The 22,037-nt window shown below is 48.7% G+C and carries 28 protein-coding genes and 1 pseudogene; 8 read left to right on the top strand and 21 right to left on the bottom strand.

The window, feature by feature from the left end; translation table 11 throughout:
* Position 1: 1 nt before the first annotated feature.
* From cas5c to KNP81_RS12105, 3 genes and pseudogenes are all read right to left on the bottom strand, one after another.
* Positions 2-700 (bottom strand): annotated as a pseudogene (cas5c, locus tag KNP81_RS12115) (type I-C CRISPR-associated protein Cas5c).
* A gap of 15 nt (positions 701-715) precedes the next feature.
* Positions 716-3,064 (bottom strand): CRISPR-associated helicase Cas3', encoded by a 2,349-nt coding sequence (gene cas3, locus KNP81_RS12110; RefSeq protein WP_214720123.1) that lies wholly within the window; start codon positions 3,062-3,064, stop codon positions 716-718.
* Positions 3,065-3,250: 186 nt separating this feature from the next.
* Positions 3,251-3,706, bottom strand: coding sequence for a hypothetical protein (locus tag KNP81_RS12105; protein ID WP_214720122.1), 456 nt, complete (start codon positions 3,704-3,706; stop codon positions 3,251-3,253).
* Positions 3,707-3,994: 288 nt separating this feature from the next.
* Here KNP81_RS12105 and KNP81_RS12100 point away from each other — a divergent pair, with 288 nt between their 5' ends.
* On the top strand, positions 3,995-4,600 hold the full coding sequence (locus tag KNP81_RS12100) for an SAM-dependent methyltransferase (RefSeq protein ID WP_214720121.1): 606 nt from the start codon (positions 3,995-3,997) through the stop codon (positions 4,598-4,600).
* Positions 4,601-4,650: 50 nt separating this feature from the next.
* On the opposite strand, the gene KNP81_RS12095 is transcribed toward KNP81_RS12100, so the two are convergent.
* On the bottom strand, positions 4,651-5,664 hold the full coding sequence (locus tag KNP81_RS12095) for an ABC transporter permease (RefSeq protein WP_214720120.1): 1,014 nt from the start codon (positions 5,662-5,664) through the stop codon (positions 4,651-4,653).
* Positions 5,657-6,385 (bottom strand): ABC transporter ATP-binding protein, encoded by a 729-nt coding sequence (locus KNP81_RS12090; protein ID WP_214720119.1) that lies wholly within the window; start codon positions 6,383-6,385, stop codon positions 5,657-5,659. Before KNP81_RS12090 ends, KNP81_RS12095 begins: the two co-directional genes overlap by 8 nt.
* A 171-nt stretch (positions 6,386-6,556) precedes the next feature.
* Here KNP81_RS12090 and KNP81_RS12085 point away from each other — a divergent pair, with 171 nt between their 5' ends.
* The 4 genes from KNP81_RS12085 to KNP81_RS12070 all read left to right on the top strand — a co-directional run bounded on the left by KNP81_RS12085 (position 6,557) and on the right by KNP81_RS12070 (position 10,152).
* Positions 6,557-7,156, top strand: coding sequence for a TetR/AcrR family transcriptional regulator (locus tag KNP81_RS12085; protein WP_214720118.1), 600 nt, complete (start codon positions 6,557-6,559; stop codon positions 7,154-7,156).
* Positions 7,157-7,324: 168 nt separating this feature from the next.
* On the top strand, positions 7,325-8,827 hold the full coding sequence (locus KNP81_RS12080; RefSeq protein ID WP_214720117.1) for a phytoene desaturase family protein: 1,503 nt from the start codon (positions 7,325-7,327) through the stop codon (positions 8,825-8,827).
* 334 nt (positions 8,828-9,161) lie between these two features.
* Positions 9,162-9,614, top strand: a complete 453-nt coding sequence (locus tag KNP81_RS12075; protein ID WP_214720116.1) for a LytTR family DNA-binding domain-containing protein — start codon at positions 9,162-9,164, stop codon at positions 9,612-9,614.
* A gap of 13 nt (positions 9,615-9,627) precedes the next feature.
* Positions 9,628-10,152, top strand: a complete 525-nt coding sequence (locus KNP81_RS12070) for a hypothetical protein (RefSeq protein ID WP_251130351.1) — start codon at positions 9,628-9,630, stop codon at positions 10,150-10,152.
* Positions 10,153-10,343: 191 nt separating this feature from the next.
* On the opposite strand, the gene KNP81_RS12065 is transcribed toward KNP81_RS12070, so the two are convergent.
* The 6 genes from KNP81_RS12065 to KNP81_RS12045 are packed head-to-tail and all read right to left on the bottom strand — an operon-like array spanning position 10,344 to position 13,171.
* Entirely contained in the window at positions 10,344-10,829 is a 486-nt protein-coding gene (locus KNP81_RS12065) for a hypothetical protein (RefSeq protein WP_214716096.1), read from the bottom strand.
* 15 nt (positions 10,830-10,844) lie between these two features.
* Positions 10,845-10,976 carry a hypothetical protein gene (locus tag KNP81_RS15400; RefSeq protein ID WP_285800947.1) on the bottom strand — a complete coding sequence of 44 codons (132 nt, stop codon included), beginning with the start codon at positions 10,974-10,976 and terminating at the stop codon, positions 10,845-10,847.
* Between the two features lie 33 nt (positions 10,977-11,009).
* Entirely contained in the window at positions 11,010-11,324 is a 315-nt protein-coding gene (locus KNP81_RS12060) for a hypothetical protein (protein WP_251130350.1), read from the bottom strand.
* Positions 11,325-11,382: 58 nt separating this feature from the next.
* Positions 11,383-12,201, bottom strand: coding sequence for an SMI1/KNR4 family protein (locus KNP81_RS12055; protein ID WP_214720115.1), 819 nt, complete (start codon positions 12,199-12,201; stop codon positions 11,383-11,385).
* The gene (locus tag KNP81_RS12050; protein WP_214720114.1) at positions 12,198-12,680 is read right to left on the bottom strand and encodes a hypothetical protein; all 483 of its coding nucleotides are present in this window, start codon (positions 12,678-12,680) and stop codon (positions 12,198-12,200) included. Before KNP81_RS12050 ends, KNP81_RS12055 begins: the two co-directional genes overlap by 4 nt.
* Positions 12,680-13,171, bottom strand: a complete 492-nt coding sequence (locus KNP81_RS12045; protein WP_214720113.1) for a hypothetical protein — start codon at positions 13,169-13,171, stop codon at positions 12,680-12,682. Before KNP81_RS12045 ends, KNP81_RS12050 begins: the two co-directional genes overlap by 1 nt.
* Before the next feature lie 77 nt (positions 13,172-13,248).
* On the opposite strand from KNP81_RS12045, the gene KNP81_RS12040 reads away from it, so the two are divergent.
* Positions 13,249-13,452 carry a hypothetical protein gene (locus tag KNP81_RS12040; RefSeq protein WP_214716092.1) on the top strand — a complete coding sequence of 68 codons (204 nt, stop codon included), beginning with the start codon at positions 13,249-13,251 and terminating at the stop codon, positions 13,450-13,452.
* Here KNP81_RS12040 and KNP81_RS12035 read toward each other — a convergent pair.
* From KNP81_RS12035 to KNP81_RS11995, 9 genes are all read right to left on the bottom strand, one after another.
* Positions 13,449-13,922: a DMT family transporter gene (locus tag KNP81_RS12035; protein WP_214720112.1), complete on the bottom strand. Its 474-nt coding sequence runs from the start codon at positions 13,920-13,922 to the stop codon at positions 13,449-13,451. The two genes, KNP81_RS12040 and KNP81_RS12035, sit on opposite strands and share 4 nt — an antisense overlap.
* A gap of 12 nt (positions 13,923-13,934) precedes the next feature.
* Positions 13,935-14,603: a Crp/Fnr family transcriptional regulator gene (locus KNP81_RS12030; RefSeq protein WP_214720111.1), complete on the bottom strand. Its 669-nt coding sequence runs from the start codon at positions 14,601-14,603 to the stop codon at positions 13,935-13,937.
* A gap of 6 nt (positions 14,604-14,609) precedes the next feature.
* Positions 14,610-15,035, bottom strand: a complete 426-nt coding sequence (locus KNP81_RS12025; RefSeq protein ID WP_214720110.1) for a DMT family transporter — start codon at positions 15,033-15,035, stop codon at positions 14,610-14,612.
* A 15-nt stretch (positions 15,036-15,050) separates the two neighbouring features.
* On the bottom strand, positions 15,051-15,989 hold the full coding sequence (locus KNP81_RS12020; RefSeq protein ID WP_214720109.1) for a DMT family transporter: 939 nt from the start codon (positions 15,987-15,989) through the stop codon (positions 15,051-15,053).
* Positions 15,990-16,101: 112 nt separating this feature from the next.
* Positions 16,102-16,587, bottom strand: a complete 486-nt coding sequence (locus KNP81_RS12015) for a hypothetical protein (protein WP_214720108.1) — start codon at positions 16,585-16,587, stop codon at positions 16,102-16,104.
* Entirely contained in the window at positions 16,587-17,042 is a 456-nt protein-coding gene (locus KNP81_RS12010) for a hypothetical protein (protein ID WP_214720107.1), read from the bottom strand. The genes KNP81_RS12015 and KNP81_RS12010 overlap by 1 nt, the downstream gene beginning before the upstream one ends.
* Positions 17,043-17,059: 17 nt before the next feature.
* A complete protein-coding gene (locus KNP81_RS12005) occupies positions 17,060-17,542 on the bottom strand; it encodes a hypothetical protein (protein WP_029596174.1) in 483 nt (160 codons plus the stop codon).
* A gap of 11 nt (positions 17,543-17,553) precedes the next feature.
* The gene (locus KNP81_RS12000) at positions 17,554-18,015 is read right to left on the bottom strand and encodes a hypothetical protein (protein WP_214720106.1); all 462 of its coding nucleotides are present in this window, start codon (positions 18,013-18,015) and stop codon (positions 17,554-17,556) included.
* Between the two features lie 11 nt (positions 18,016-18,026).
* The gene (locus KNP81_RS11995; protein ID WP_214720105.1) at positions 18,027-18,482 is read right to left on the bottom strand and encodes a hypothetical protein; all 456 of its coding nucleotides are present in this window, start codon (positions 18,480-18,482) and stop codon (positions 18,027-18,029) included.
* 160 nt (positions 18,483-18,642) lie between these two features.
* Between KNP81_RS11995 and KNP81_RS11990 the strand changes: the two genes are divergently transcribed.
* A complete protein-coding gene (locus KNP81_RS11990) occupies positions 18,643-19,848 on the top strand; it encodes an MFS transporter (RefSeq protein WP_214720104.1) in 1,206 nt (401 codons plus the stop codon).
* A 14-nt stretch (positions 19,849-19,862) separates the two neighbouring features.
* Positions 19,863-20,294, top strand: a complete 432-nt coding sequence (locus KNP81_RS11985) for a MarR family winged helix-turn-helix transcriptional regulator (protein WP_251130349.1) — start codon at positions 19,863-19,865, stop codon at positions 20,292-20,294.
* Between the two features lie 43 nt (positions 20,295-20,337).
* Here KNP81_RS11985 and KNP81_RS11980 read toward each other — a convergent pair whose 3' ends face one another.
* A complete protein-coding gene (locus KNP81_RS11980; protein WP_214720102.1) occupies positions 20,338-21,378 on the bottom strand; it encodes a flavin monoamine oxidase family protein in 1,041 nt (346 codons plus the stop codon).
* Positions 21,379-22,037: the final 659 nt, after the last annotated feature.

Below are 22,037 nucleotides of genomic sequence, written 5' to 3'. Positions count from 1 at the left end.
CCTATAGTTGTTCATGCAACAAATCTACTGGTTCAATATCGTCTGCTGTAAATGTTTTTGCTTGCATGTTTTTAATCGGTTGGACAAGTGAACAGTCTTCTGGTCTTGTGAACGTGATCACCCCATTTTTCATCACTGGATGCCACAAACGAACGGCAAGTTCATTAACCCCTGTCTCATCGGGATAATTGAATCCGTGAACCATGGTTCCGAAATGAAGATCCACTCCATCGTAAAAGCCTTCTCCTTGATTAAATTCAATGGGCTCTACGTATGCTTGGCATTCTCTTGCCCCCAGGAAGATATCTCTTCGACCTCCCGCTTCCAGCGAACGTTTTAGAATGGCATAATGCTTTCCTTCATTTCAATCAAACGCTAAATCAGGACGGTGTGGATTGAATTCGAAATGCGCTCGAACGTGATAGCACACGTCCCGCAAATACGTGTAGTGCGCTAGAGAATTCCCACCACTATACTCAATTGGCCGCATCCCCTTTGACTCCATTTTAATCGGGTTCATAATCCGAATCGCATCGACGACCATGACAATCGTCGGCTTCCAGTAAATCGATTCGACAATCCCTTTGATAGCCTGATACGTTGGGATTTGATAGGACATTTTCTCGCCACCTAGTTTAGTCAATGGATCCGTAAACAAGGCGTAATTTCCATAAACTTTAAATTCAATCGTATTTCGCATAAGGGTCTCCTTTCATCACATGAATAAATTTTGCATCTCAGAATCTTGAGAAAGATTTAGCCCGTACTGTTCATCGTATGCGGTTGGTTGTAATGCGAGCAATCGACCATCTAGCAAAGAAACAATCCCCCCACTTTGCTCAAGTGCTTGTCGTTCATGGTTATAAATGCTGATCGTGTATTGTTGAGATTCCTTTAACCACCTTCGAGCATCTTCCCAATTGATGTCGCCATTCAAGAGTGCAATCAATTCTTCTCCCTTATCTCCATAAGGGACGAGCACGTCGTCTGTTTGCTGATCGATTACGTGAAAGTTGTCAGCAACTGTTCGATGACGAGCGACCAACAGTAAAGGAGTGTCACTCACTTGATGTTGATTTGTAACTCCTTTAAACAGCATGGGCGCAAGTGATTCAGAAGTAGAACCTTTTATTGGATAATCTAAATCAACTTCGCGAAGTTGGTAAAACTCTTGAAAATATCGCTGCATCGCAAGCTGGGATAGCAACTCTCCGCCATAAGCGTTCGAATCTCGCTCCAAATCGACAACCAATCGTTTAACAATCTCCTGTCCTTTTGCAATGTCCGTTAATTTGGAGACACTTTCCTCAACATGATCAATCAAATAAACTGTTCGCTTATCGACTTCCCCATGTCGGTTGCAACGTCCGGCGGCCTGAGCGATTGAGTCGAGTCCCGCGAACGAGCGAATAACACATTGGAAACTCACATCTACACCCGCTTCAATTAGCTGAGTGCTTATGCAAATGACTCGTTCACCACTTTTGAGTCGTTGATTAATTTTTTGCAAAATGATTTTGCGATGTGCCGGACACATGGAAGTACTCAAGTGATATACTTCGTCTTCAGAAAACGAGGGTTTCAAGGATTCGTATAACTTACGTACAACTGTCTTTGTGTTTAAAATGATTAATACGCTTTGATGGACATTGGCTTTGTCTCGCACGAATAAGTCGAGTCGATGTGTATCAAATCCGTCTGGAACAACTTCAATTTCAGTCCGTTTAAACGCTTCAATGACGGTCGGTAACTCTTGAATCATTTCTCCATCACTCGTTAACCGATGTTTAACAAAATCTAGTGCGGGTTGCGTAGCCGTGCATAGAATCACACTTGAACTTAGTCCGTCTTTTAAGAAATTAAGCGATTCATTGAATAGCGATACGCATTTGGTAGGAACTTTTTGCACTTCATCAAAAATGACGACCGCTTCACTTAAATGATGAAGACGACGTGTATTGCGATTTCCCTTCGCATAGAACGTATTCAAATATTGAACCATAGTCGTAAAAATGATGGGGGCGTCCCAATTGTCTTTCGCTAAATTCAATTTTGCCTGTAAACTCATTTCATCTTCCGAAGCATCATCCAATTGAATGACATTAGAATGGTGCTCGACGATTTCTTCAGTGTTTAAAACTGCTCTCGCGACTTGAGCATTTTGCTCAATAATTGTCGTAAAAGGTACAACATAAATAATTCTTTTTTTCTGATGATGAGAAGCGTGGTGTAGAGCATAGCGTAGACTTGCCAACGTCTTGCCCCCACCTGTCGGAATCGAAAGTGTATAAACCCCGCTCGGTCGTTCAGCATACTGCATGCACTGCTCAGACATTTGCTGCCGAAGAACATTTATCGTGGAAACAGTTGAACGATTGTCTTTCAAAGAGGATAAATGTCGTTCTAAATTTTCTTTTAGCACTTGTAAATCAGCAACTAAACTGGAGTCGACCCCCTTCTCTTCAAACTGTCTTGTATTTGTTCGATCTGCATCGATCAAAATGCTGAAGACTAATTTTGTAAGAAAAGTGGAGTTTACTAACGTCTGCCCGATTCGTTCCAAATAACTCATCAATTGTTGAGAAGCCGCTTCCGCATAATTTATAAAGTCTGGTTCTGATATCACTTCATCAAAGAATCGCTTTTTACATACTTCGTATTCATCTAATACTTTCAATTCAACTCGTTGTAGAAAGGGCGAGTCTTCACCTTGAATATAATCATGGAGGTTTCCGTGATGTGATATGATCGCGTTACTCACGATTTCTCCCAATAACTGTTCTGGCATTTTTCTTTTTAACGTTTCGAACAATAAACGTCCGCCCGCTGTAGCATGATCCACTTCGCCTTGCCTCACCTTTTCTCCTGAAACGGCTCGACGTATGTAATGTTGAAATGCCTCACTGTACTTGCCCATATCGTGTAGCAAAGCTGCAAGACCACAAACTTTTGAGATTCCAAGCGGGTCTCCCCATCTCTCTGCTAATAATTTCGTGTCTAATAAATGTTGATGAACGGACTGAATTTCTCCATCTTCAGCGCGTATATGAGCGATATATTGCACAATCCTATCCCTCCCTAATCTCTAAAAATATTCCACAAAATAGGTGTTTTCACCTTCATTTTATTACATTATTTTACTTCAGGTGGTTACTTTTTCTTATTGGGTGTAAAAAAAAAGCAGCTTTCGCGCTTTTATACTTGCACTGATCCCTAAAGATCCAGTTCCACATACTAACTATTTATCTAATCATTTAGCGAAACGCAAATCATGCCGACTCGGATGCTCCGGGTCAATCTGTCGAATCTTCCGCTCGTAATGTATCGTCGTGGCTGCCTGTGCAGCAATCGCACCAATGAAAATGACGAGCCACAAAAGCAAGTTTGACTGCATCCCGTGCTTAAATAAGAAGTAGAATCCAATCGCCCCGAACAACGAGACGGCGTTGCGGCCAACGTACGTGCGAGGAATGAACTTCTGAACGGTCCGTTCGTCCGTCAACCGTTGCATGAATCGGCTCTCGCGCCATTCTAGATAGATCAACACAACGAGCCCCGCCACAAAGGCGATTCCATAACCCGTTTGAAACTCGTTCATGACCAATAACGCAAATGAGACTCCGACCGCGATGACGACCGATACGTGCAAGGGCATCCATCTTTTTTGATACAGTTGAATCGTCCGGATCCGTGCTTGTTTCTCCATTCGTAATCACCTCACTTCTATCTTACGTAAGGAAACTGGTTTTTGTTCCCTTTTTTAAGGATTTAGATTATTCTGATTAGAGGAAGATATTGAATGTAGGGGTGAAGGATAGTGACTTGCAACCAAATACGATTGTTTAGCGGACTCGCACTTCTCGTGACGGGCGTCGCTTTACTACTTAAACGTTAACAAGCATTCGGGGCATCTGCCCGGATGCTTTTTTCATGTAAACTGAAAGAACAAACTTGAGGACGTATAAGCTCTACGTCCGTTAAGGAGGAATAGTGCATGTCAACTTGGGACAAACGGTTCAATACGGATGAGTATGTATATGGGGAAGCCCCGAATGCTTTTGTGAAGCAACAGGCACATCTGTTCAAACGAGGGATGCGCGTGCTCGCGATTGCCGAAGGGGAAGGTCGAAACGCGGTTTGGCTCGCGAAACAAGGAGTCAATGTGGACATGTGGGACTACTCGCAAGTCGGTCTCGACAAAGCAAACCGGTTAGCAGAACGTCGCGGGGTCACTCTTCATACTCGTCTCGTCGATTTGGCCGTTGCGGATTGGCCGAAAGACACCTATGACGCCATCGTCTGTATTTACGGACATTTCCCCGACAACGTGAAAAAATCCGTCTTGGAAGGCGTCAAACGGGCCTTAAAACCAGGTGGTTATTTTGTGACGGAAGTCTACAGCAAGGCGCAACTCGATTACAGGACGGGCGGTCCGAAACAAAAAGAACTGCTTTATACACCAGCCGATTTTGCCCCACTCACGGATGCCTTCAAGACGATTCACTTTTTCGACGGGACCGTGGAACGATATGAAGGCGCGCTCCATAACGGTGAATCGGCGATCTTGCAATACATCGGTCAAAAAGCAAGCAGCCTATAAATAAACGAAAACCGACTCGCTAACCACGAGTCGGTTTTGTCATTGTGACATCAATGCCCCCGATACTTTCCAAGCGCACGCATGTTCAACATATAGAGCACACCGGCGTAAACGATCAAACCGAGCACGTAGCCCCAAATGCCGGCAAATCCACTACCGTACACCATCACTTCTTTGATTGCCGTCGCCCCGTAAAAGATTGGCATGACATAGCTCAAGTTGCCGAGGCCGTATGGAATCAAGTCGAGCGGGATTAACCCTGAGAAAAACACTTGCGGAATGATCGTGAACGGAATCATCTGGACGACCTGGAGTTCTGAGCGGGCGAACACCGAAATCGTCGCGCCAAACAAGACGGCCGTCCCCGCCATTAAAATCATTACGAGAAACACCCAGCCGATATTGCCGAGCGATGTCAGCCCGAGCACGTAAATCGTATAGAGAACGATGAAGACGGACTGGACGACCGCGAACACGCCGTAGCCGAGCGTATACCCTAAGATGACCTGGCCACGTTTGATCGGTGTCATCAGGAGCCGTTCGAGCGTGCCGCCGCTCCGCTCTTTGACGAGCGCCATCGCGGATAGAATGAAGACGAAGAAGAACGAGAACAGTGACAAGAACACGTAGCCGAACGAGTCGAACGTCGATTGGCCTTCTTCCCCGTATACATAGTTCATCTCGATATCAGCCGCCGGATTCAACGCCGACAGCGCCGTTTGAATCTCTCGCACCGCTTTCGACGACTTCGTCGACGGTTCTCGGAGCGTGATTGTCGTCCCTTCCTGCGTAGTTTCAAAGATCGCATCGACGTCTTTATTGTCTTCCAAGTACCCGAACGGGTCGTCGACCGTGTCCAACCGGACGTCGAGTGTCTCGGCTTCGAACGCCTCGACGAGTTGCGTTTGTGCGTTCTCATCAAGCACGACGACCGGCACGTAATCCGAGTCACCGAGGAGGAAGTAAACGAGCGTCAAAATCAAGAGTGGTGCGATCAAAATCAAGGCGACACTCCGTTTATCGTTGAGCGTCTGAAAAATGACGCGTTTCGCCAAGTTACGCATGATCAGTCCCTCCTTCTCGACCGGCGATGAGGAATAGTTCCTCGACACGACCATTCTCCGTCTGGTCCAACAGATGCGGGACGGTATCGTAAGCGATCAAACGGCCGTTATAGATGAGCGCGGCCCGGTCACACTCGAGTACCTCATCCATGACGTGCGTCGAGACGACGATCGTCGTCCCGTTCGCACGAATCGCTTGAAACTGATCCCAAATCTGCCGGCGCAAGATCGGGTCGATCCCAACCGTCGGCTCGTCTAAAAACAAGACGTCCGGTTGATGGAGGATGGCAATCGCAAGCGAGAGCCGTTTTTTCATCCCGCCCGAGAAGTTCCGGACGAGCTTTTTGCGGTCGTCCGTCAAATCGACGAGCGTGAGCACTTCCGTGATGCGTTGTTGGAGCTTCGTTTTACCGAGTTTATAGATCGAGCCAAAAAACTCCAAGTTCGCCTCGGCCGACAAGTCGTCATACAATCCATCGTTCTGGGGCATGAAGCCGATATTGTGGAGCATGCCCATGTTCGGCATCTTTGTTTCGCCGATGCGAATCGAACCTTTGTCCGCGGCCAAGGCACCGATCATCAGCCGAATGAGCGTCGTCTTCCCCGAACCGGACGGGCCGAGCAAGCAACAAATGTCGCCTGAGTTGATGGTAAAGCCGACATGATCGATGGCCAATTGGTCACCGAACGATTTACTGATGTCGTTCAGTTGAATATCCATATTCATTCTCCTTTTCGATGCCTTGTTCGAGTACACTGAATTAATAGACACCGTGTTGGTTTATAGGTTCAGTATAGACCTCAGTCGACAGCCCAACAATCGGCAATATCGGCCATCGTGTCGGTTATCAGACAGTTTTCACTCAAGTGTTGGATAAAGGAGAATATTCAGATGGGACATGAAGATTTACGCATCACACGAACGAAACAATTGATTAAAAGCGCCTTCCTCGAGTTGATTGACGAGCATGGATTCGAGGCGGTCAACGTGAAAGCGATCACCGAACGGGCCGGTATCAACCGAGGGACATTTTACAGTCACTATGTGGATAAGTTCGACTTGATGGAGAAGCTGATTGAAGTCATTTTTCACGAGGCCGAACGGAAACTGGTCAAACAGATTCCGCGTGTCTTTGGTGACCAGCGCGGACCGGGCGCTCATGAACTGCTCGTCCCGTTCATCCGCTTTATCGAAGACAATAAAATCTTGATGAAACCGCTCCTAGGCCCGAACGGTGACCCCCAGTTTCAAGCCCGGCTCCGGTCGTACATGCACGCGGCGCTCTTCCAACGCTCCCCGACGGTGTTGTTCGATGCGACGAAAGCACTTGTGCCGGCCGACTATCTCGTGTCTTATATTTCCGCGGCCCATATGGGGGTCATCTACGAATGGCTGTATAACGACCGTCCCGAAACCGCAGAGGACATCGCCCGCATCATCTATACAATCACGTTCGAAGGACCGCTGACAGCCGGCGGTCTGAAGCCGTAAGTTTTTTCCCAACATCCACTTTGATCATTTTGTACATTCGAGCCCGATATGCATGTTCATTCTACGCGAAGCAGGGAATAAGAGACGTGATGGCAAACTGTTAGAGTAGAGATCACGCGTTCCTACTTAACAATAAAAAATACATGGTGGAAGAAGGGCGAAACACATATGCAAAACGTGAACAAATCGGTGATTGTGATCGGTGGCGGGCTCGGCGGGATTTCCGCGGCGATCTCACTCGCACAAAAAGGATACGACGTCTCCTTATACGAAAAGAACGACCATATCGGCGGGAAAGTGAACCGGCTCGAACAAGACGGCTTCGGCTTTGACCTCGGCCCGTCGATTTTAACGATGCCGCAGATTTTTGAGAAGCTGTTCGCAGGTAGCAGCAAGCGGATGGAAGACTACGTGCCAATCAAACGGCTCGACCTCGAGTGGCGCTCGTTCTTCCCGGACGGCACGGTGCTCGATCTCTATCATGATTTGGACAAGATGGAGCGCGCCAACCCGACGTTGTCCCGAAAAGACATGTACGAGTACCGCGAGCTGTTGAAATATGCCGAGCGGATTTACAACACGACGGAGAAGGCGTACTTGAAAGAAGGGTTTGAATCGCCGCGCGAAGCGGTCGCGAAGAACGGTCTGTTCTCGACGTTGTTCGGCTTCGATTTGACGTCGACGATGTACGACGGCATCGCCAAACGAATCAGCAACCCGCATTTACGGACGATGTTATCGTATTACGTGAAGTATGTCGGATCGTCCCCGTACAGCGCACCGGCTGTCCTCAACATGATGATTTACATGCAGCACGCCCAAGGCTGCTGGTACGTCGAAGGCGGGACGCATAAACTCGCGGAAGGATTGACGAAACTCGCGGAAGAGATTGGCGTCCAGCTCCATACCGGTCAAGGCGTCGTCCGCGCGCACACGCTGAACGGACAATTGACGGCCATCGAGCTCGAAGATGGACGGCTCCGCTCGGCCGACTATTTCGTCTCGAACATGGAAGTCATCCCGTTCTATCAAAAGATGGTCGAAGCAGATGACCAGTTCGTCGACAAGCTTGTCGAGAAATATGAGCCGGCCAGCTCCGGCTTCGTGCTCCACCTCGGCGTGAACAAAGAGTATCCTGCGCTCGGCCATCACAACTTCTTCTTCTCGGAGAACTTGCACGAACAGATGGACAAGATTTTCGAGCAGCACGAGTTGCCGGACGACCCGACGATTTACTTGGTGAACGTCAATAAGACCGACCCGACACAGGCACCGCCTGGGCATGAGAACATCAAGATCTTGCCGCACATCCCGTACATCCAGGACAACCCGTTCACACCAGAACAATACGCCGCGTTCGAAGAGCGCGTCCTCGACAAGCTCGAACGGATGGGCTTGGACGGATTGCGGGAACATACGGTGACACGTGACGTCTGGACGCCGCATGACATCGAGCGCACGTACGGTTCGGACCGGGGCGCGATTTATGGGACCGTCGCCGATAAAAAACGGAACGGCGGCTTCAAGCATAAGAAACAGAGCGAGCTGTACGACAACCTCTACTTCGTCGGAGGTACGGTCAATCCCGGCGGCGGCATGCCGATGGTGACATTGAGCGGCCAGCAAGTGAGCGATAAGATTGCGAAGCGTGACGGAGTCACAAATCGATGACCGACTCGTTTTGGGAACGACACCGCTTCAAGTTCTATACGATTGGCATGGTCATCTGCGGGATTTTGGTGGGCATGTTCGCCTAACGAAGCCAAATTATATCTTAATTTAAAACACCCTATGGAGAAGCAGATGGACTCACCAATCTGTATTCATCCATAGGGTTTTTATCGTGACGAGATACGATGATTCATTTTGTTTATTAGACTCAATCTCTATGATGCAACTTATGTGGATATTTCTGTAAAGTGTTCATCTTGTATTGATGAACAAGGAGGTAGTTGCTACACTGATTTCAAATATATGGATTGGTACAGAGGAAGGCGGTTCGTGCATGAAAATCAAGCTCGATATTAGTAACGAGCGCTATGACGAGATTAAGTCTATGCTCGAGGAAAAAGGAATTGAAATAGATGATACGGCCGACCTGGTACTGAGTACATCTACTCCTTTTGTTCAGCATTTGACTGTTAAAGAGAAGGACACGAATGAACGGATCGTGTTACCAGTAGCGGATATTATTTGTATCGAATCCTTTGGCCATACAGTGAAAATTGAAACGCAAGCATCCGTTTATGTCGCTACTGATCGATTATACCGGCTCGTCAGTTTGCTCGATCCGACGTCTTTTTTACGAATCAGTAACTCTGTTGTCATTGCAACAAATCAAATCAAACAAATCAAACCCACTCTTTCCACAAAATTTATCCTTACTCTAACGAACGGAAAACGCGTTGATGTGACAAGGAGCTATTACTATATCTTTAAAGATCATTTTCATATCTGAAGGAGACAACTTTATGAGCATCCCTATTTACATCATCGCGACATGCATCGTTCTATTCACCTTTATTGTGACTATCACGCTTTATTTTCAGGCCTACAAGCGACACATCAATCAAGCGCTAATTGGCAACTTAAAAACACGTTCCCCGATGATGCCGCCTTATAAAATCACTGTCATCCTGTCAATTGTTCTCTTAGTAATCAGTGTGTTGATTAGTTATTTTGCGGGATACACCAATGCGTACAAAGCATATGAGGAAGATATCTGGGTTCTCGCTCCGTCTGATATTCAGACATTTTATGCTGAAATTCAAGGAATCGAAGACAATCAGATAACGGTTAAAGGTAATTTATTTAACGATGAAACGAATCAAACACTTATGGAATATGAAGTTTTTGAGGAACAAGTATCCATTTATAAACAAGAGGAGACGCTCTCTCTATCAGATTTATCCAAAGGTGATTTGATTTTAATCACCTTGTTGACGAACCGTTCGGGCACAGGTGTGTTTAAAATACAGGTAGTGGAGAAGCAGTGAAACGCCAATCAATTTAAAAAGCCATAAAAGTCGAGGCTCTCGAATTTTATGGCTTTTTGGTTCTATTCAGTTCTGCTTGTTCGCTGTTCCAATCATTAGCTTTAGCACGAAAATGATTCCGCCTAACAAGACAGCATAATTACCAAGCGTCCACAGCATATCAAGCACTCGCATATCCATCGAACTCCTCCTTATTTGAGCTGGCGTTTCGCTTCATCGCGATGCGCCGTCCGCAACTCATGGTTCGTCACGTGCTCTGGGTCAATCACCTCAATTTTACGGTTCACCCATACCGACAAGAAGATGAACGGGAGGAACAAAGCGATCAGCATGATTGCAAAGACGAAGAGTGACCCTTCAATCGCCCAAGCGATAGCGATGAAGACCCCAAGCAAGATGACGTTCGCGAGAACGATACCGAACTCGAGGCGCACGAACTTTTGATACCGTGACTCGTCATTGAACGTAAGCAGCAAGTTCATACGATGCCACGCCCGATAGAGACTCGGCAATTGCGTCGCCATGATGATGACGGCGAACGTCGCGACCGTAATGTCTTGAGTAAAGATGAAGTAAAAGGCGATTCCTAAAATTGCGAACGTGAGCAAGAGCGCCGTCCGGTTCACTTTCCGGTCGTTCTCGACCATTTGTTTCAGTCGTTCATTTTTAACAACCATAGTTAGGTACTCCCATCATGATGACTTTCGTTTTTCGCGCTCGAGTTGCGCCTTGCCGAGTTCCGTCGCGGTCACGTGCTCCGGGTCAATCGTTTTCAACTCACGGTCGATGCGAATCCCAAGCGCTAGGAATGTGATCAGACCCACGATAACGACGATGACGAGCGTGAGTAGCGTGATTCATCCGAGCATCGAGCTCGCGATCAACAGCAAGAGAAACACGATGTTCCCGACGGCCAAGCCGAACTCGGACCCTACTTTCTGTTGGTAGCGAGCGTCGTCGTTGAAGGTGAGCAGCAACTTCATCCGGTACCACCCTTTATACAGCACGGGCAGCTGTCCAACCAAGATGATCGGCAACAGTAAGAGGACGTCCGTCGCCCAAAAATAGATGATGAACAGTGCGATGATTCCTATCGTCGGGTACAACATTTGTTTTTGTCGATTTCGATCGTTCTCCATCATGCGTTCAAGTCTTATGTTATGGTCAATCATCCAATCCCCCTAATCAAATCTCGTTACCTTCTTTTACGAAAGGAAACGGCAAATCGTTTCACTCAACTCTAATATCGTTATCAAGAATGTACATCGTCTCTTCGTAGCATTGTTTACTATAGACGTCGTCTTGTCTGTGGAGCGTCTCAAAAAATGCTTCGAACAGTTGTTGATCTAAGGGCTTCCGTCGAATAATGACTTCTTGAATGACGCTTGTCGCCGTCTCTCGTAACGTCTCGTCATCCATCCATGTCAACAGCTCACGAACGAGTTCGTTCGCCTCAAGTGAATCCAATCCATTGAACCAAATAACCGCACCGTCCAGTTTTTCTTTCGGTTCTTCACTATAAAGCAGGCGTCGTGCATCGTCCAAGAGTGCTTTCCCTGGTTTCATTTCAGTGATTGGTTCTGGAATCATTTCTGCAAACATTACCATGTCGACCGTCGTGAGCGCTTCGCTAAATTGACTGAACGAATCGAACAAGACATCAATCTCTTCCGTATCCGTATCGATATAGGCAATCTTAGGCGTCGCTCCTTCACGGTAGTCGAATGCGAGGAAAAAGTGCCCGTCACCGGCGAACGCAATCAATCGTTCATCCTCGACACCCCATTCCGTTAATAAAGCTTTTGATTCGATCAGCCCTTCGTGACGCCCGACCCCAGCAATTGAATCAACGAGAACGATGTCATCTTGTCCATTCCATATAATCGGCAAGTCGCGCTGTTCGACATATCCCCCGTTCTGGATACGAATCGTCTCGAGATAATCAATCGGCAGTTTCACTCCGAGTCGCGTCTCCACTTCAGTCAACACGTCATCCGTTAATGCGGGCAACCGGTTCGGGTCGTCCGGTATATCGTTCCAAATGATCATTGTTCCCCTGCTTTCTTCAATCGTCTGTATTGGCGAATGTCTTGATTCGTCACATGTTCTGGATCAATCTTTTTGAGTCGCTCATTCACCCACCATTCAAAATAAAGACAAGGCAAGACGATTAGCGTACCAAGCAATGAATACGTGATATGTTGAAAAGTTTGAATGACTGTACCCCAAATAAATACCGCGAGCCCGATGACCGTCATGAAGATGAATAAAAAGTTGAGTCGAACATATCGGCGATACAGCTCATCCGAACTAAAGCGAAGCAATAGCTTCATCCGTAACCAGCCCCATAAAATCAATGATGCGTAAATGACTAAAAAGGCTGCGAACACCTGCATGTTCGTTAAAGTGTAACGACTATGGAGATAAAACGAGGTCAAGATGATGATGGCTACTAGTAGACCAAATAAACGAATCGAGACTTGTTCAAACCGCATCAATTGAAGCAAGCGATTTTTATGCTCGACCATCATTCGCCCTCCCATTTCCGCTTCAAGCGCTCACGTTTCGTAAACCCAATCAAGCTATCAGTGACATGCTCATGATCGATACGAAGTAACCGGTAATCGAGCCACGTCTCAACCACTAACATGCCTGCAATCAACACCGCCGACAGTCCACTGAATACCGGCAATCCGAAGTATCCTGATACATACCCGCCCATCAGACCGAGCATGACCCATAACATTGCAATCGCGATGACGCCTTTCGCCCGAATCAACCGTTTGTAGGATCGACTTTCATTGAACGTCACAGATACGCGTGTCTTCTTCCAAGCTACATGACTGAGCGGGACAGCCGTCATCATCAAAAAGGAGAGTATGGCTAGTAGTGGCAACGACGCATTGGCGTAAATCCACCACCCTAGCCCTAGTCCAGCCGCGGCAGCCCATAATAATTTAAAGACCCCTTTTTTCGGTCGTATCTGTAACTGCTCGATTCGTTCTTCTCGCGTCATCATCATTTGTTCCTCCTTGAAACCAATTCGGACATTTACCGTATATACAAGTAGCATACCAATAATTAGGAGGTATTTCGATGGATATTCTGATTTTAGTCGCCTTGCTCGGTATCGCCGGATTCATCGTAACCCGTTCTTATACCGTCTATCCGTCATCTTTCGGCGACCGTTCACCCGTCCAGCCTCACGCCTCGCTCACAACAAAATGCCCGCATTGCCAAACCGTCGTCAAACGGCAGGAACACGGGCAGACTTGTTCGACTTGTCGAAAATCCTTTTAGACGGCTTGCTTTGCTTTTTGGTGGGCCGTCTCTTTCTTCCCACTCAACTGGAACAACAACACCCCACCAACGATTAACACGATGCTAAGCGCTGTCTTCCATGTGAACGGGATGGCTTCGAGCCCGAACCAGCCGAGCGTGTCCCATAGGAGCGCGAATAGGATTTGCGACACCATGACAATTGAGATGGCGTGGCTCGGTCCGAGTTGTTGGACGCCTTGCGTCACACTCATGACGACGCCGACCCCAATGATGCCGCTGAACCAGTACCACGTCTCCATCCCCGTGACCGCGAACAGACCAAATCCTTCACTGATCAATCCGACGAGTAGCGACGCCAAGAAGCCGAGGGCGAGCACGAGCGTCGTCGTCGCCCACGCCCCAACCTGTTCTTTCACTTTGGCGTTGAACGTATTCTGCACACAGACGAGCATGCCGCCCATGACCGCGAGCATCATTCCAAGTGCCATGATATGTCCTCCTCATTCATAAATACTCTCCCCGGCGACGGCAATCAACCCGGCGCGATCCATGATTGCAATCGACCGACGATCCCGTTCAATCAATCCTTGTTCCACGAACCGCTTGAGTGTCCGGTTGACGTGGCGATAGCTCGTCCCAATCAAATCGGCGATATCGGTCAACTCATCGACGGTCGACCCGAGCGTCGTCTCTTCCGGTGTCATCGACAACAGATAGCTCGCGAGTCGCACATCGACCGGGTAAAACAAGTTGAAACTCATCGACTGCGACTTCATCTCGAACTTTTTTGTGATGCCTGCCAGCAAATAGTGGAGCCACGTCACATCATCTTTCGCATGACGCGCGAGATCATCGAAGCGGACGACGAGCATCTCGACCGGCGTAACCGCCTCGACCGTGTTCAAGAACGGCGTGCGGCGAACGTATTCGATGTCGCCAATCAAGTCGAGCGGATATTTGAACGACAAGACGAGCCGCTTCCCGGCCGCTGACGTGTGGGCCACCCGAATCTTTCCACTGACGAGAAAGTGGAGTTGCTCGGCCTTAGCGCCTTGGGTGCAAATCGCCTCCCCCGTCGCGTAACGGACGAGCTTGAGTTGAGGACGTACAGCTGATGGGAGTACCTCATCCAGCCCATACCGCTTCATGTAATGGTTAATCTGTTCCATCGCACGTCATCCTTTCAATACGAGAATCCCAACAATCATCATGACGACCCCGAGCAGTTGCGTCCGGTTCAAGTCACGGCGCAACATCCCGAACCAGCCGCGCCAGTCAATGACGAGCGCGAGGGCAAGCTGGGCGATTAAAAATAATGAGATGGTGAGGGTGACACCGAGCTCATGCACGGCCGTCATATTGCTGAACAAGATGAACGCAGCGAACGCTCCCCCTGACAAATAAAGCGGCTCGACGCGACGCATGTGAACATACGACCGGTCGCGAACGAGAAGCATGATTATGAGCGCAACGACGAAGCCCGTCAATTGCGTCAACGTCGCAGCTTGCCACGTCCCGATACTTGAACTGATGCGTGCGTTGGCGACGCTCTGTAGCGTTAAAAAGAAGCCGCCACTGATGGCGAACAGTACTCCGCGCATGATGTCTCTCCTCCCTTATGACAATCGAATCAGCATGATCCCGATGACCATGACGAGTAAACTGACGAGTTGTATCCCAGTGACCGGGTTCTTGGCGGCCCCGAACCAACCAAAACGGTCGATGAGCAGGCTTCCGCATAGCAAGCCGACAATGACGATGACGACGGCGATGCCGGTCCCGACCATCGGCACGATCAACACGTTCCCACCGATGAACAGTGCCCCGATAATGCCGCCGAGCCAAATCCACCACGGCTGACCGCGTAACCCGCGCCATTCGACGCTCGGCCGCAAGACGAGCAAGATGAGCAGTAACGTCACCGTCCCGACGACGAACGAGACGAGCGCCCCTTTCAAAGCCGATTCGAGCGCCGTTCCCAAATAGCCGTTGATGGCCGTCTGCGTCGCACTCATCATCCCGGTCCCGATTCCGACGAGGCGCCAGACGTTCAAATTGCCGGTTCCCGTCTGCGATGGGGCGACTAGTTTGCCGCGGCGACGGTTAATCCAGTCCGTAAGTGCGACCGTTCCGACGACGCCAAGTAATACGAGCAAGGCCCCGAACACGCGCCACGGCGTGAGGACGTTGACGGCTGAATTAAACCAACCGAAGTGGTCAATCAACAGTCCCATCAAAATCTGTCCAAAAATCGGCATGATGACAGTCTGAACGCTGCCGAGCCTTGGAAACAAGAGGATGTTACCCGTTAAAAAGATGACCCCCAACAAGCCGCCCGACCACATCCAAAGCGGTTCTGCTCGGAAGATGGACGATTCAATCCCGAACGACTGCCCGGTGAGTAATAACATAAGTGTTAAAAAGGTCGTCCCGATCGCGAACGACAGGAACGACGCGACGAACGGTGACCCGACGATGGTGCGCAGACGTGAGTTCACGCTCGTCTGCATCGGCAACAAAATCCCGATGACGAGTCCAATTACAATGGCTAACATAGTCTCTTCCTCGATTCTCTCTATATACTGTGTACATCTCAAGCTTACTCCTCGAGTGCTCGAGCATAAAGGACCTATGTCCTGAAATGTGAAAAAAGACGAGTTCCGATGATCAGGAACTCGTCTTTTCGTGTGCACGGCGCTCAGTTTTCGCTTCGTCGAACATCCGATTCGTGACGTGATGTTGATCAAATGTCAGAACGATTCGGTTGACCATGTATGAAAACAGTAACCCGCCAATCGTCCCAGTCACCAACATGACCATGAGTGGCCAAATCGTGAGAAGGCCCGTGTGATAGGCAGCGAGTAGACAGATGAACAGCAAAAAGATGAACCATTCGACGATGAAATCACTGTAAATCCAACGTCGATAGCGAGGATCCGGATTAAATGTCAGCAACACTTTCGTCTTGCACCACGCGACACATAATTGGGGCAAATACACTGCAAATAGAATGAGCGGTAAGTAAATCGATGTCTGATACGAGATGAATGCGACAGCGATCAAGCTGAAGAAAAGTCCCCAGTAGCGCCAGTGCCACGTCGCATCCTCATGCGCGAATAATCGCTCGATTCGTTCTTGTTTCGTCAAGATCATTACATCAACCCCCGCGTCGTCATCAATTCAGATCGGACCGGTTGGACTGTATCTGCGCTTTGGACAGCTTCGTTGAAGCGTTTATACAAAGGCGGCAACGTGACGGCAATCCCAATGGTGAGAATCCACGTCCACCATGGAGCCCCCAATTTATAACTTGCCACGCTACCGACGATAAAGGCGTACCATCCGCTTAAAATCCGATAGACATTCCGCGTCGCCATTCGAGCGCCGTTTTCATCCGATAGACGAGCGAACGCCTCTCCTTCTTTCAGCAAATATACGATTGAACCGCTGGCGAACAAACCCATCAACACTAAGCCAACCCACCAAATTTGATCCGCGAGCAACGTGACAAACAATAGTCCAGGGACAGGAGCGAACAGCATGTCTCGTCGCCGCTTCCTTTGCTCACGATATCGATTCATTCCGTCAATCCGTTGTTGTTTCGTCATACGATTCCATTCCTTTTCTAATCATTGATTCCGTCAAGTCGACGCTTCAGCTTCTCACGATTGGCTTTAGCCAGCATGTTTGACGTAACGTGTTCTGGGTCGAGTTTGAGCAGTTTTCGATCCATCCACAGCGGCAACAACACAGACGGTGGTGCCCCGATGACCATCGCCCACATCAACACGTCCGGATGAATCTGCCCCGTCAAAAACAGGGTGATGAGACTGAACAACGTGAGGAAGGTAGCTACTAAGATAAAGAATTGTCCTTTCACGAGACGCCGATATGTCCAGTCGTCATTGAACCGAAGATACAGGACGGTCTGTTTCCATTCGAAAAACAGTGTCGGCACAAGACTGGCCACCGCAATCACACCAGAATACGTCGTGTGCATCATGAAATAAAGCGCGCTCACAAAGATGACGACACTGCTTCCAATCATGAAACGACGATACGTCGTGTAGATTTGTAACAATGCCTCAGTCCGGGCTTCTCGATCCATCTCATCCCTCCTCAGTCTCTGACGTTGTCGAGCCGTATCTCACGAAGCATCGGATGCTCCGGATCGATGTTCATCAACCGCTCGTCTTGCTTTCGGATCAAACGATACCCGACATAGATGACACCGACCGCTACACCTAATATCCACGCGTACGTCCACCCTAGCTTAAGCGTCAGGGCAAACGACAAAAGGAAAAGGACGAACAGCGCAAAGACAAATCCGTTCCGACGGACGATCATCTTTTTGGCTTCCTCTTGCTCGGTCAACTCGGTCTCGACTCGATTCGCCTTGAAGAAGATTCCGCCTAATAGCAACAGACAGACGAGCGCTCCCGCCACGTACCAACCGTTCCATGAATCCGATTCGATAAATCCGACGAGACAAAACACCATTGGAAACGTGAGCAGACTTTGGAAAACGGCCGTCTTTATATTGGTTTTATAAATCAGATTGATGCGTTCTTGTTTGTTCATCAAATCCCCCCTTAAAAACTTTCCCGCTTGACGTCTCGACGCGTCGGTTGCTGGGGATCAATCAGCTTTACTTTCTCATCAAGTAACCGCTCGACAATCACTAGCGCTAACGCTGTAAAAGAGAAGATGAAGAATGGGACCCAACTGATTGTTTCGAGCTTCATGAGCAACGGGAAAAACAAACAGATAAAGACGACCATCATGTAGTCGAACACATATTGGATATGGATGACCCGCTTCGCTCGAATGTGGTCTGTGAAACTGCTCATGAATCGACTTTCCCGTCCAATCATCACGCCGTATATCAGCAACGATGCAATCATCAAACTGCCATACAAGATTGATCGTGTCTCGGTTTGTAAAAAGAAAAAGAGTAATACTCCTATTGGAATCGCAAAGCCAAGTCGTACGAGAAGCCATTTTCGGTTTGCGGTAACCATTTGCTTCAAACGCTGATGTTTATTCATCTTGTTCACCTCTTATCTCACTATACGATTTTCACAGAATAAAGTTCCGTTTTTTTACAATTAATTCGTGATAGGTCTTTCGATTGACGAACAACATGTTTTCTTCTATAGTTTAGTTAACTTAACTATATTAAAAGGTAGAAAGACTGAGGTTTTCTTTATGAATTTGCTACAAAATCCACGCTTCGTATTCACGTGGTTATCCGGCATGACGCTCACGCTCGGGTTCTCGATTTTCTTCTTGAGCGTGTCGTGGCTCACAATCGATGTGCTGAAGCAACCCGCCCTCCTCGGGATTATCATGACCGCCGTCTCGTTGCCGCGTGTCGTGATGATGATATTCGGCGGTGTATTCGCCGACCGATTCCAAAAGAGTCGGCTCTTATTTTTGACGAACCTCGGACAAGGTCTTCTCATGGTCGCGGTCGTGGCGCTTCATCTTGCGGACGCGTATTCGGTGTTCGCCTTGATTATGATTTCCATCGTGTTCGGACTGCTCGACGGCATGTCTTATCCGGCGTTGTCATCTTTGATTCCGTCGCTCGTCAAACAAGAAGAGCTGCAGCGTGCCAACTCGCTCTTCCAAGGGACGCTCGAGCTCATGTTCGTGTTCGGACCGTTCCTCGCCGGTGCCTTACTCACATGGGGCGGCTTCGGGCTCAGCTTCGGGACGGCGGCCGTCTTGATTTTCATCGCCGCTATCTTGATCATGCCGCGCTTGATTCGTGACTCCATCCCCCTAGCCCGTGCGATGTCGCTCGGTCATGTCATCGTCGATTTGAAAGAAGGCATTCGTTACGTCTCGAGCACGCCGATTTTACGGAGCGGGACGCTGTCGATTGCTATCGTCAACTTGTTCGTCATGGGACCGCTCATCATGAGCATCCCGATTCTCGTAGGTGAACGGGGTGGCAACGCGTTTGATTTGAGTTTGATTGAAGGTGGACTTGCTGTCGGGACGTTCGTCGCGAGTTTTCTCGTCCTGTTGTTCCGCTCGGTCCACCGTGGACGCTTCGTCTTCCGCGTCCTGTTTTTGACGATTGGGGCCTTCTTCCTCTATACGCAGGCGCAGTCGATCACACTCCTTGCCTTGGCTGCAGCTGCGAGCGGATTTATGTTGATGCTCGTCTATTTGCCGACGGTCACGCTCATGCAAGAACATAGCGACCACGACAAGATTGGACGCGTCATGAGCATTATGGCGCTCGCCGCATCCGGGTTAGAGCCGATCGCGTTCGCCGTCCTGTCGATTCTGGTCGCCTTGGCCGTACCGATTCAAACGTTACTCATCTCGTTTGGTATAATCGGATTAGTATTGAGTATCGTGTTATACGTGCGGAGCCAGACGTTCCGCGACACGCGATGAAAGGAGAACGACGATTGAATGACACACGCAAACAGCAAGTCATCGAGATGTACCGTCAAATTGACGAGCTCGACTTGTTGTTCACCAAATACTTTACCGAGTTGAACGAATTCGAACTCAGTTACCAGCAAGAACAGATGTTACTCCTGTTCAAACGCCAAGACACGTGGACGACGACGGAGATTGCCACGAAGATGAATATCTCGAAGAGTGCGGTCAGCCAAGTGCTTAAAGTGCTCGAACAGCGTGAGTTCGTAAAAAAAGAGAAGAACCCGGACAACTTGCGTGAGAGCTTCATCCGGCTCGGTCCAATCGGTTTGGAGTACTCGAAACAAATCGATGCCATCGAGGAACGGCTCGCCGAAGAGATGTTTTCCGTGCTCGAAGATGACGAGATGACAATGATTAATCGTTCGCTCGCGCTGATGATCAAGAAGTTCAAATGAAAAATGCGTATCGTCCCTTGCTTGGGATGATACGCATTTTTAGTTAGAGGTGCTCGACGACCCGCTCCGCTGCCCGGAGCGCGCCTTCGATATGACCACCGAACAAGGAGTCCGTCTCCGTCCCAGCGAGTGAGAGCCGTCCTTCCCAAGGTGGATTGAGCGCGATCGGCTGATAGACAGGGAAATCAGTCAACGGTTCCCCATCTTGAACCGTGGCCGTGTGCTGATCACTCGACCAATCGACGTATATAACTTCACGCGGTTGCTGCGCCTCTTCCCCGAACAGTCGCACGAGTTGATTGATGACGCGACGATTCAGTTCGTCTTGATCGAATACCGAACATTCGGCAGCAGACAACCGGAAGAAGCCGAATAACGCGGCAAGTCCGCCCGGCTGTGAGGCGTCATGAATCTCCTGCAACACCCCGGCCCAGCTCATGCCTTGACCAGATAGTCCATTGTCACGCCAAAACGGACGGTCGTATACAGCGAGCACTTTCGCCTGCCCGGCCATCCAGGTCGGCGTATTTGCCAGCTTTGACTTCGTCGTTTCAGACAGTTCCGGTTGAAACGAGATGCGTGAGACAAGTCGTGGCGGGATAGCTAGGATGACGTACTTGAACGTTTGGGACCGTCCTGTTTCGAGTTCGATGGAGACCTCGTTTTCAGTCTGGTGAATCGAGGTGACGGTCGACTTAAGTTGAATCGTTCCGGCAGGAAAAGTCGCAGCGAGTGCCGTCGTCAAGCTGGCCATGCCTCCGACGAGTCGCATCGAGGGGACGGTGTGACCGGACGGGAGCGTATGGCGCTCGATGACACCGAACTGCCGCTCGAGCATCAAGTCTCCTGCTGTATATTGCGAGAACGTTCGAAGACCCAGTTGGTCAACCAGTTGCGTGATCGTCGTCTCCGTCTCTGGCCAGTACCAGGTCGGGCCAAGGTCGAAACCATTTTGGCTTAACACCCGTCCCCCGATACGGTCACGCGCCTCGAAAACGGTGACGTCATAGCCTTTCTCAATGAGGAGCGACGCGGCATACAGCCCACTCACACCCGCTCCGATAATCGCAATTGATGGATTCATGAAAATGCTCCTTCTTTGCATGTGGTGTCCCTATTATACTGAAAAAGACGAATATACATAATTTGGGCGCACCGCTTAAGAAAGGGCGTTACGACTTGAAGCGTTTCTTCTATTACGTCTTATTTCCTTACATCTTATTAATGCGAGGATTATATCGATTTATCAAAACGGAAAGTACAATGTCTTATGCATTCATGCTGTTCTTTGTCCCCGTCCATATCCTCATCATCGGATATGGCCTCCAAGGGTCGCTCTTACTGGAAACCGTTTTTATGATTTATCTTTCAGCAGGATTGTTCACCCCAATGTATTACTTCGAATCGGATGTCAGACGTAGACGCACAAAACCGGGATAAGTTCCGCTTAATAAGCGGTGACGTTTTTAGAAAGGATTTACCAACATGTCCAATACCGTCAAGACGCTACTTTATTCGTTCCTCGTAGGCATTCGCCTGTTCTCTCGATTTCGAAGAGGCAAGATATTAATGTATCTCCTTGCCTATCTATTCGTGTTCTCGTTTGAAGGGTTGCTGTTTTTCCAAATCCTCTACGTACCCAATTTAGTTCGGACCTTCGTAATCATGTATCTCATCCTCGGGATGATTTTCGTCGAATTTCATTTTGATGATTTAGACCAACAGAAGTCGCTTTAATAAATG

The sequence above is a fragment of the Exiguobacterium sp. s149 genome (assembly GCF_018618395.1).
Classification (GTDB): Bacteria; Bacillota; Bacilli; order Exiguobacteriales; family Exiguobacteriaceae; genus Exiguobacterium; species Exiguobacterium chiriqhucha.
The sequence above is the reverse complement of the archived record's forward strand: the minus strand, read 5'-3'. Positions and strand labels throughout refer to the sequence as shown.

Coding starts and splice junctions, on each gene's coding strand:
- KNP81_RS12040 (WP_214716092.1), top strand. CDS start 13,249: ATGGATATTCTGATTTTAGTCGCCTTGCTCGGTATCGCCGGATTCATC.
- KNP81_RS11980 (WP_214720102.1), bottom strand. CDS start 21,378: ATGAATCCATCAATTGCGATTATCGGAGCGGGTGTGAGTGGGCTGTAT.
- KNP81_RS12000 (WP_214720106.1), bottom strand. CDS start 18,015: ATGAACAAACAAGAACGCATCAATCTGATTTATAAAACCAATATAAAG.
- KNP81_RS12005 (WP_029596174.1), bottom strand. CDS start 17,542: ATGGATCGAGAAGCCCGGACTGAGGCATTGTTACAAATCTACACGACG.
- KNP81_RS12025 (WP_214720110.1), bottom strand. CDS start 15,035: ATGCGCGGAGTACTGTTCGCCATCAGTGGCGGCTTCTTTTTAACGCTA.
- KNP81_RS12030 (WP_214720111.1), bottom strand. CDS start 14,603: ATGGAACAGATTAACCATTACATGAAGCGGTATGGGCTGGATGAGGTA.
- KNP81_RS12015 (WP_214720108.1), bottom strand. CDS start 16,587: ATGATCTTGACGAAACAAGAACGAATCGAGCGATTATTCGCGCATGAG.
- KNP81_RS12065 (WP_214716096.1), bottom strand. CDS start 10,829: ATGGTTGTTAAAAATGAACGACTGAAACAAATGGTCGAGAACGACCGG.
- KNP81_RS12105 (WP_214720122.1), bottom strand. CDS start 3,706: ATGGAGAAACAAGCACGGATCCGGACGATTCAACTGTATCAAAAAAGA.
- KNP81_RS12050 (WP_214720114.1), bottom strand. CDS start 12,680: ATGGTCGAGCATAAAAATCGCTTGCTTCAATTGATGCGGTTTGAACAA.
- KNP81_RS12070 (WP_251130351.1), top strand. CDS start 9,628: ATGAGCATCCCTATTTACATCATCGCGACATGCATCGTTCTATTCACC.
- KNP81_RS12100 (WP_214720121.1), top strand. CDS start 3,995: ATGTCAACTTGGGACAAACGGTTCAATACGGATGAGTATGTATATGGG.
- KNP81_RS12090 (WP_214720119.1), bottom strand. CDS start 6,385: ATGGATATTCAACTGAACGACATCAGTAAATCGTTCGGTGACCAATTG.
- KNP81_RS12075 (WP_214720116.1), top strand. CDS start 9,162: ATGAAAATCAAGCTCGATATTAGTAACGAGCGCTATGACGAGATTAAG.
- KNP81_RS12060 (WP_251130350.1), bottom strand. CDS start 11,324: ATGATTGACCATAACATAAGACTTGAACGCATGATGGAGAACGATCGA.
- KNP81_RS12080 (WP_214720117.1), top strand. CDS start 7,325: ATGCAAAACGTGAACAAATCGGTGATTGTGATCGGTGGCGGGCTCGGC.
- KNP81_RS12010 (WP_214720107.1), bottom strand. CDS start 17,042: ATGACGAAACAACAACGGATTGACGGAATGAATCGATATCGTGAGCAA.
- KNP81_RS11995 (WP_214720105.1), bottom strand. CDS start 18,482: ATGAATAAACATCAGCGTTTGAAGCAAATGGTTACCGCAAACCGAAAA.
- KNP81_RS12095 (WP_214720120.1), bottom strand. CDS start 5,664: ATGCGTAACTTGGCGAAACGCGTCATTTTTCAGACGCTCAACGATAAA.
- KNP81_RS12035 (WP_214720112.1), bottom strand. CDS start 13,922: ATGGCACTTGGAATGATGCTCGCGGTCATGGGCGGCATGCTCGTCTGT.
- KNP81_RS11990 (WP_214720104.1), top strand. CDS start 18,643: ATGAATTTGCTACAAAATCCACGCTTCGTATTCACGTGGTTATCCGGC.
- KNP81_RS12085 (WP_214720118.1), top strand. CDS start 6,557: ATGGGACATGAAGATTTACGCATCACACGAACGAAACAATTGATTAAA.
- KNP81_RS12045 (WP_214720113.1), bottom strand. CDS start 13,171: ATGATGACGCGAGAAGAACGAATCGAGCAGTTACAGATACGACCGAAA.
- KNP81_RS12020 (WP_214720109.1), bottom strand. CDS start 15,989: ATGTTAGCCATTGTAATTGGACTCGTCATCGGGATTTTGTTGCCGATG.
- KNP81_RS12055 (WP_214720115.1), bottom strand. CDS start 12,201: ATGATCATTTGGAACGATATACCGGACGACCCGAACCGGTTGCCCGCA.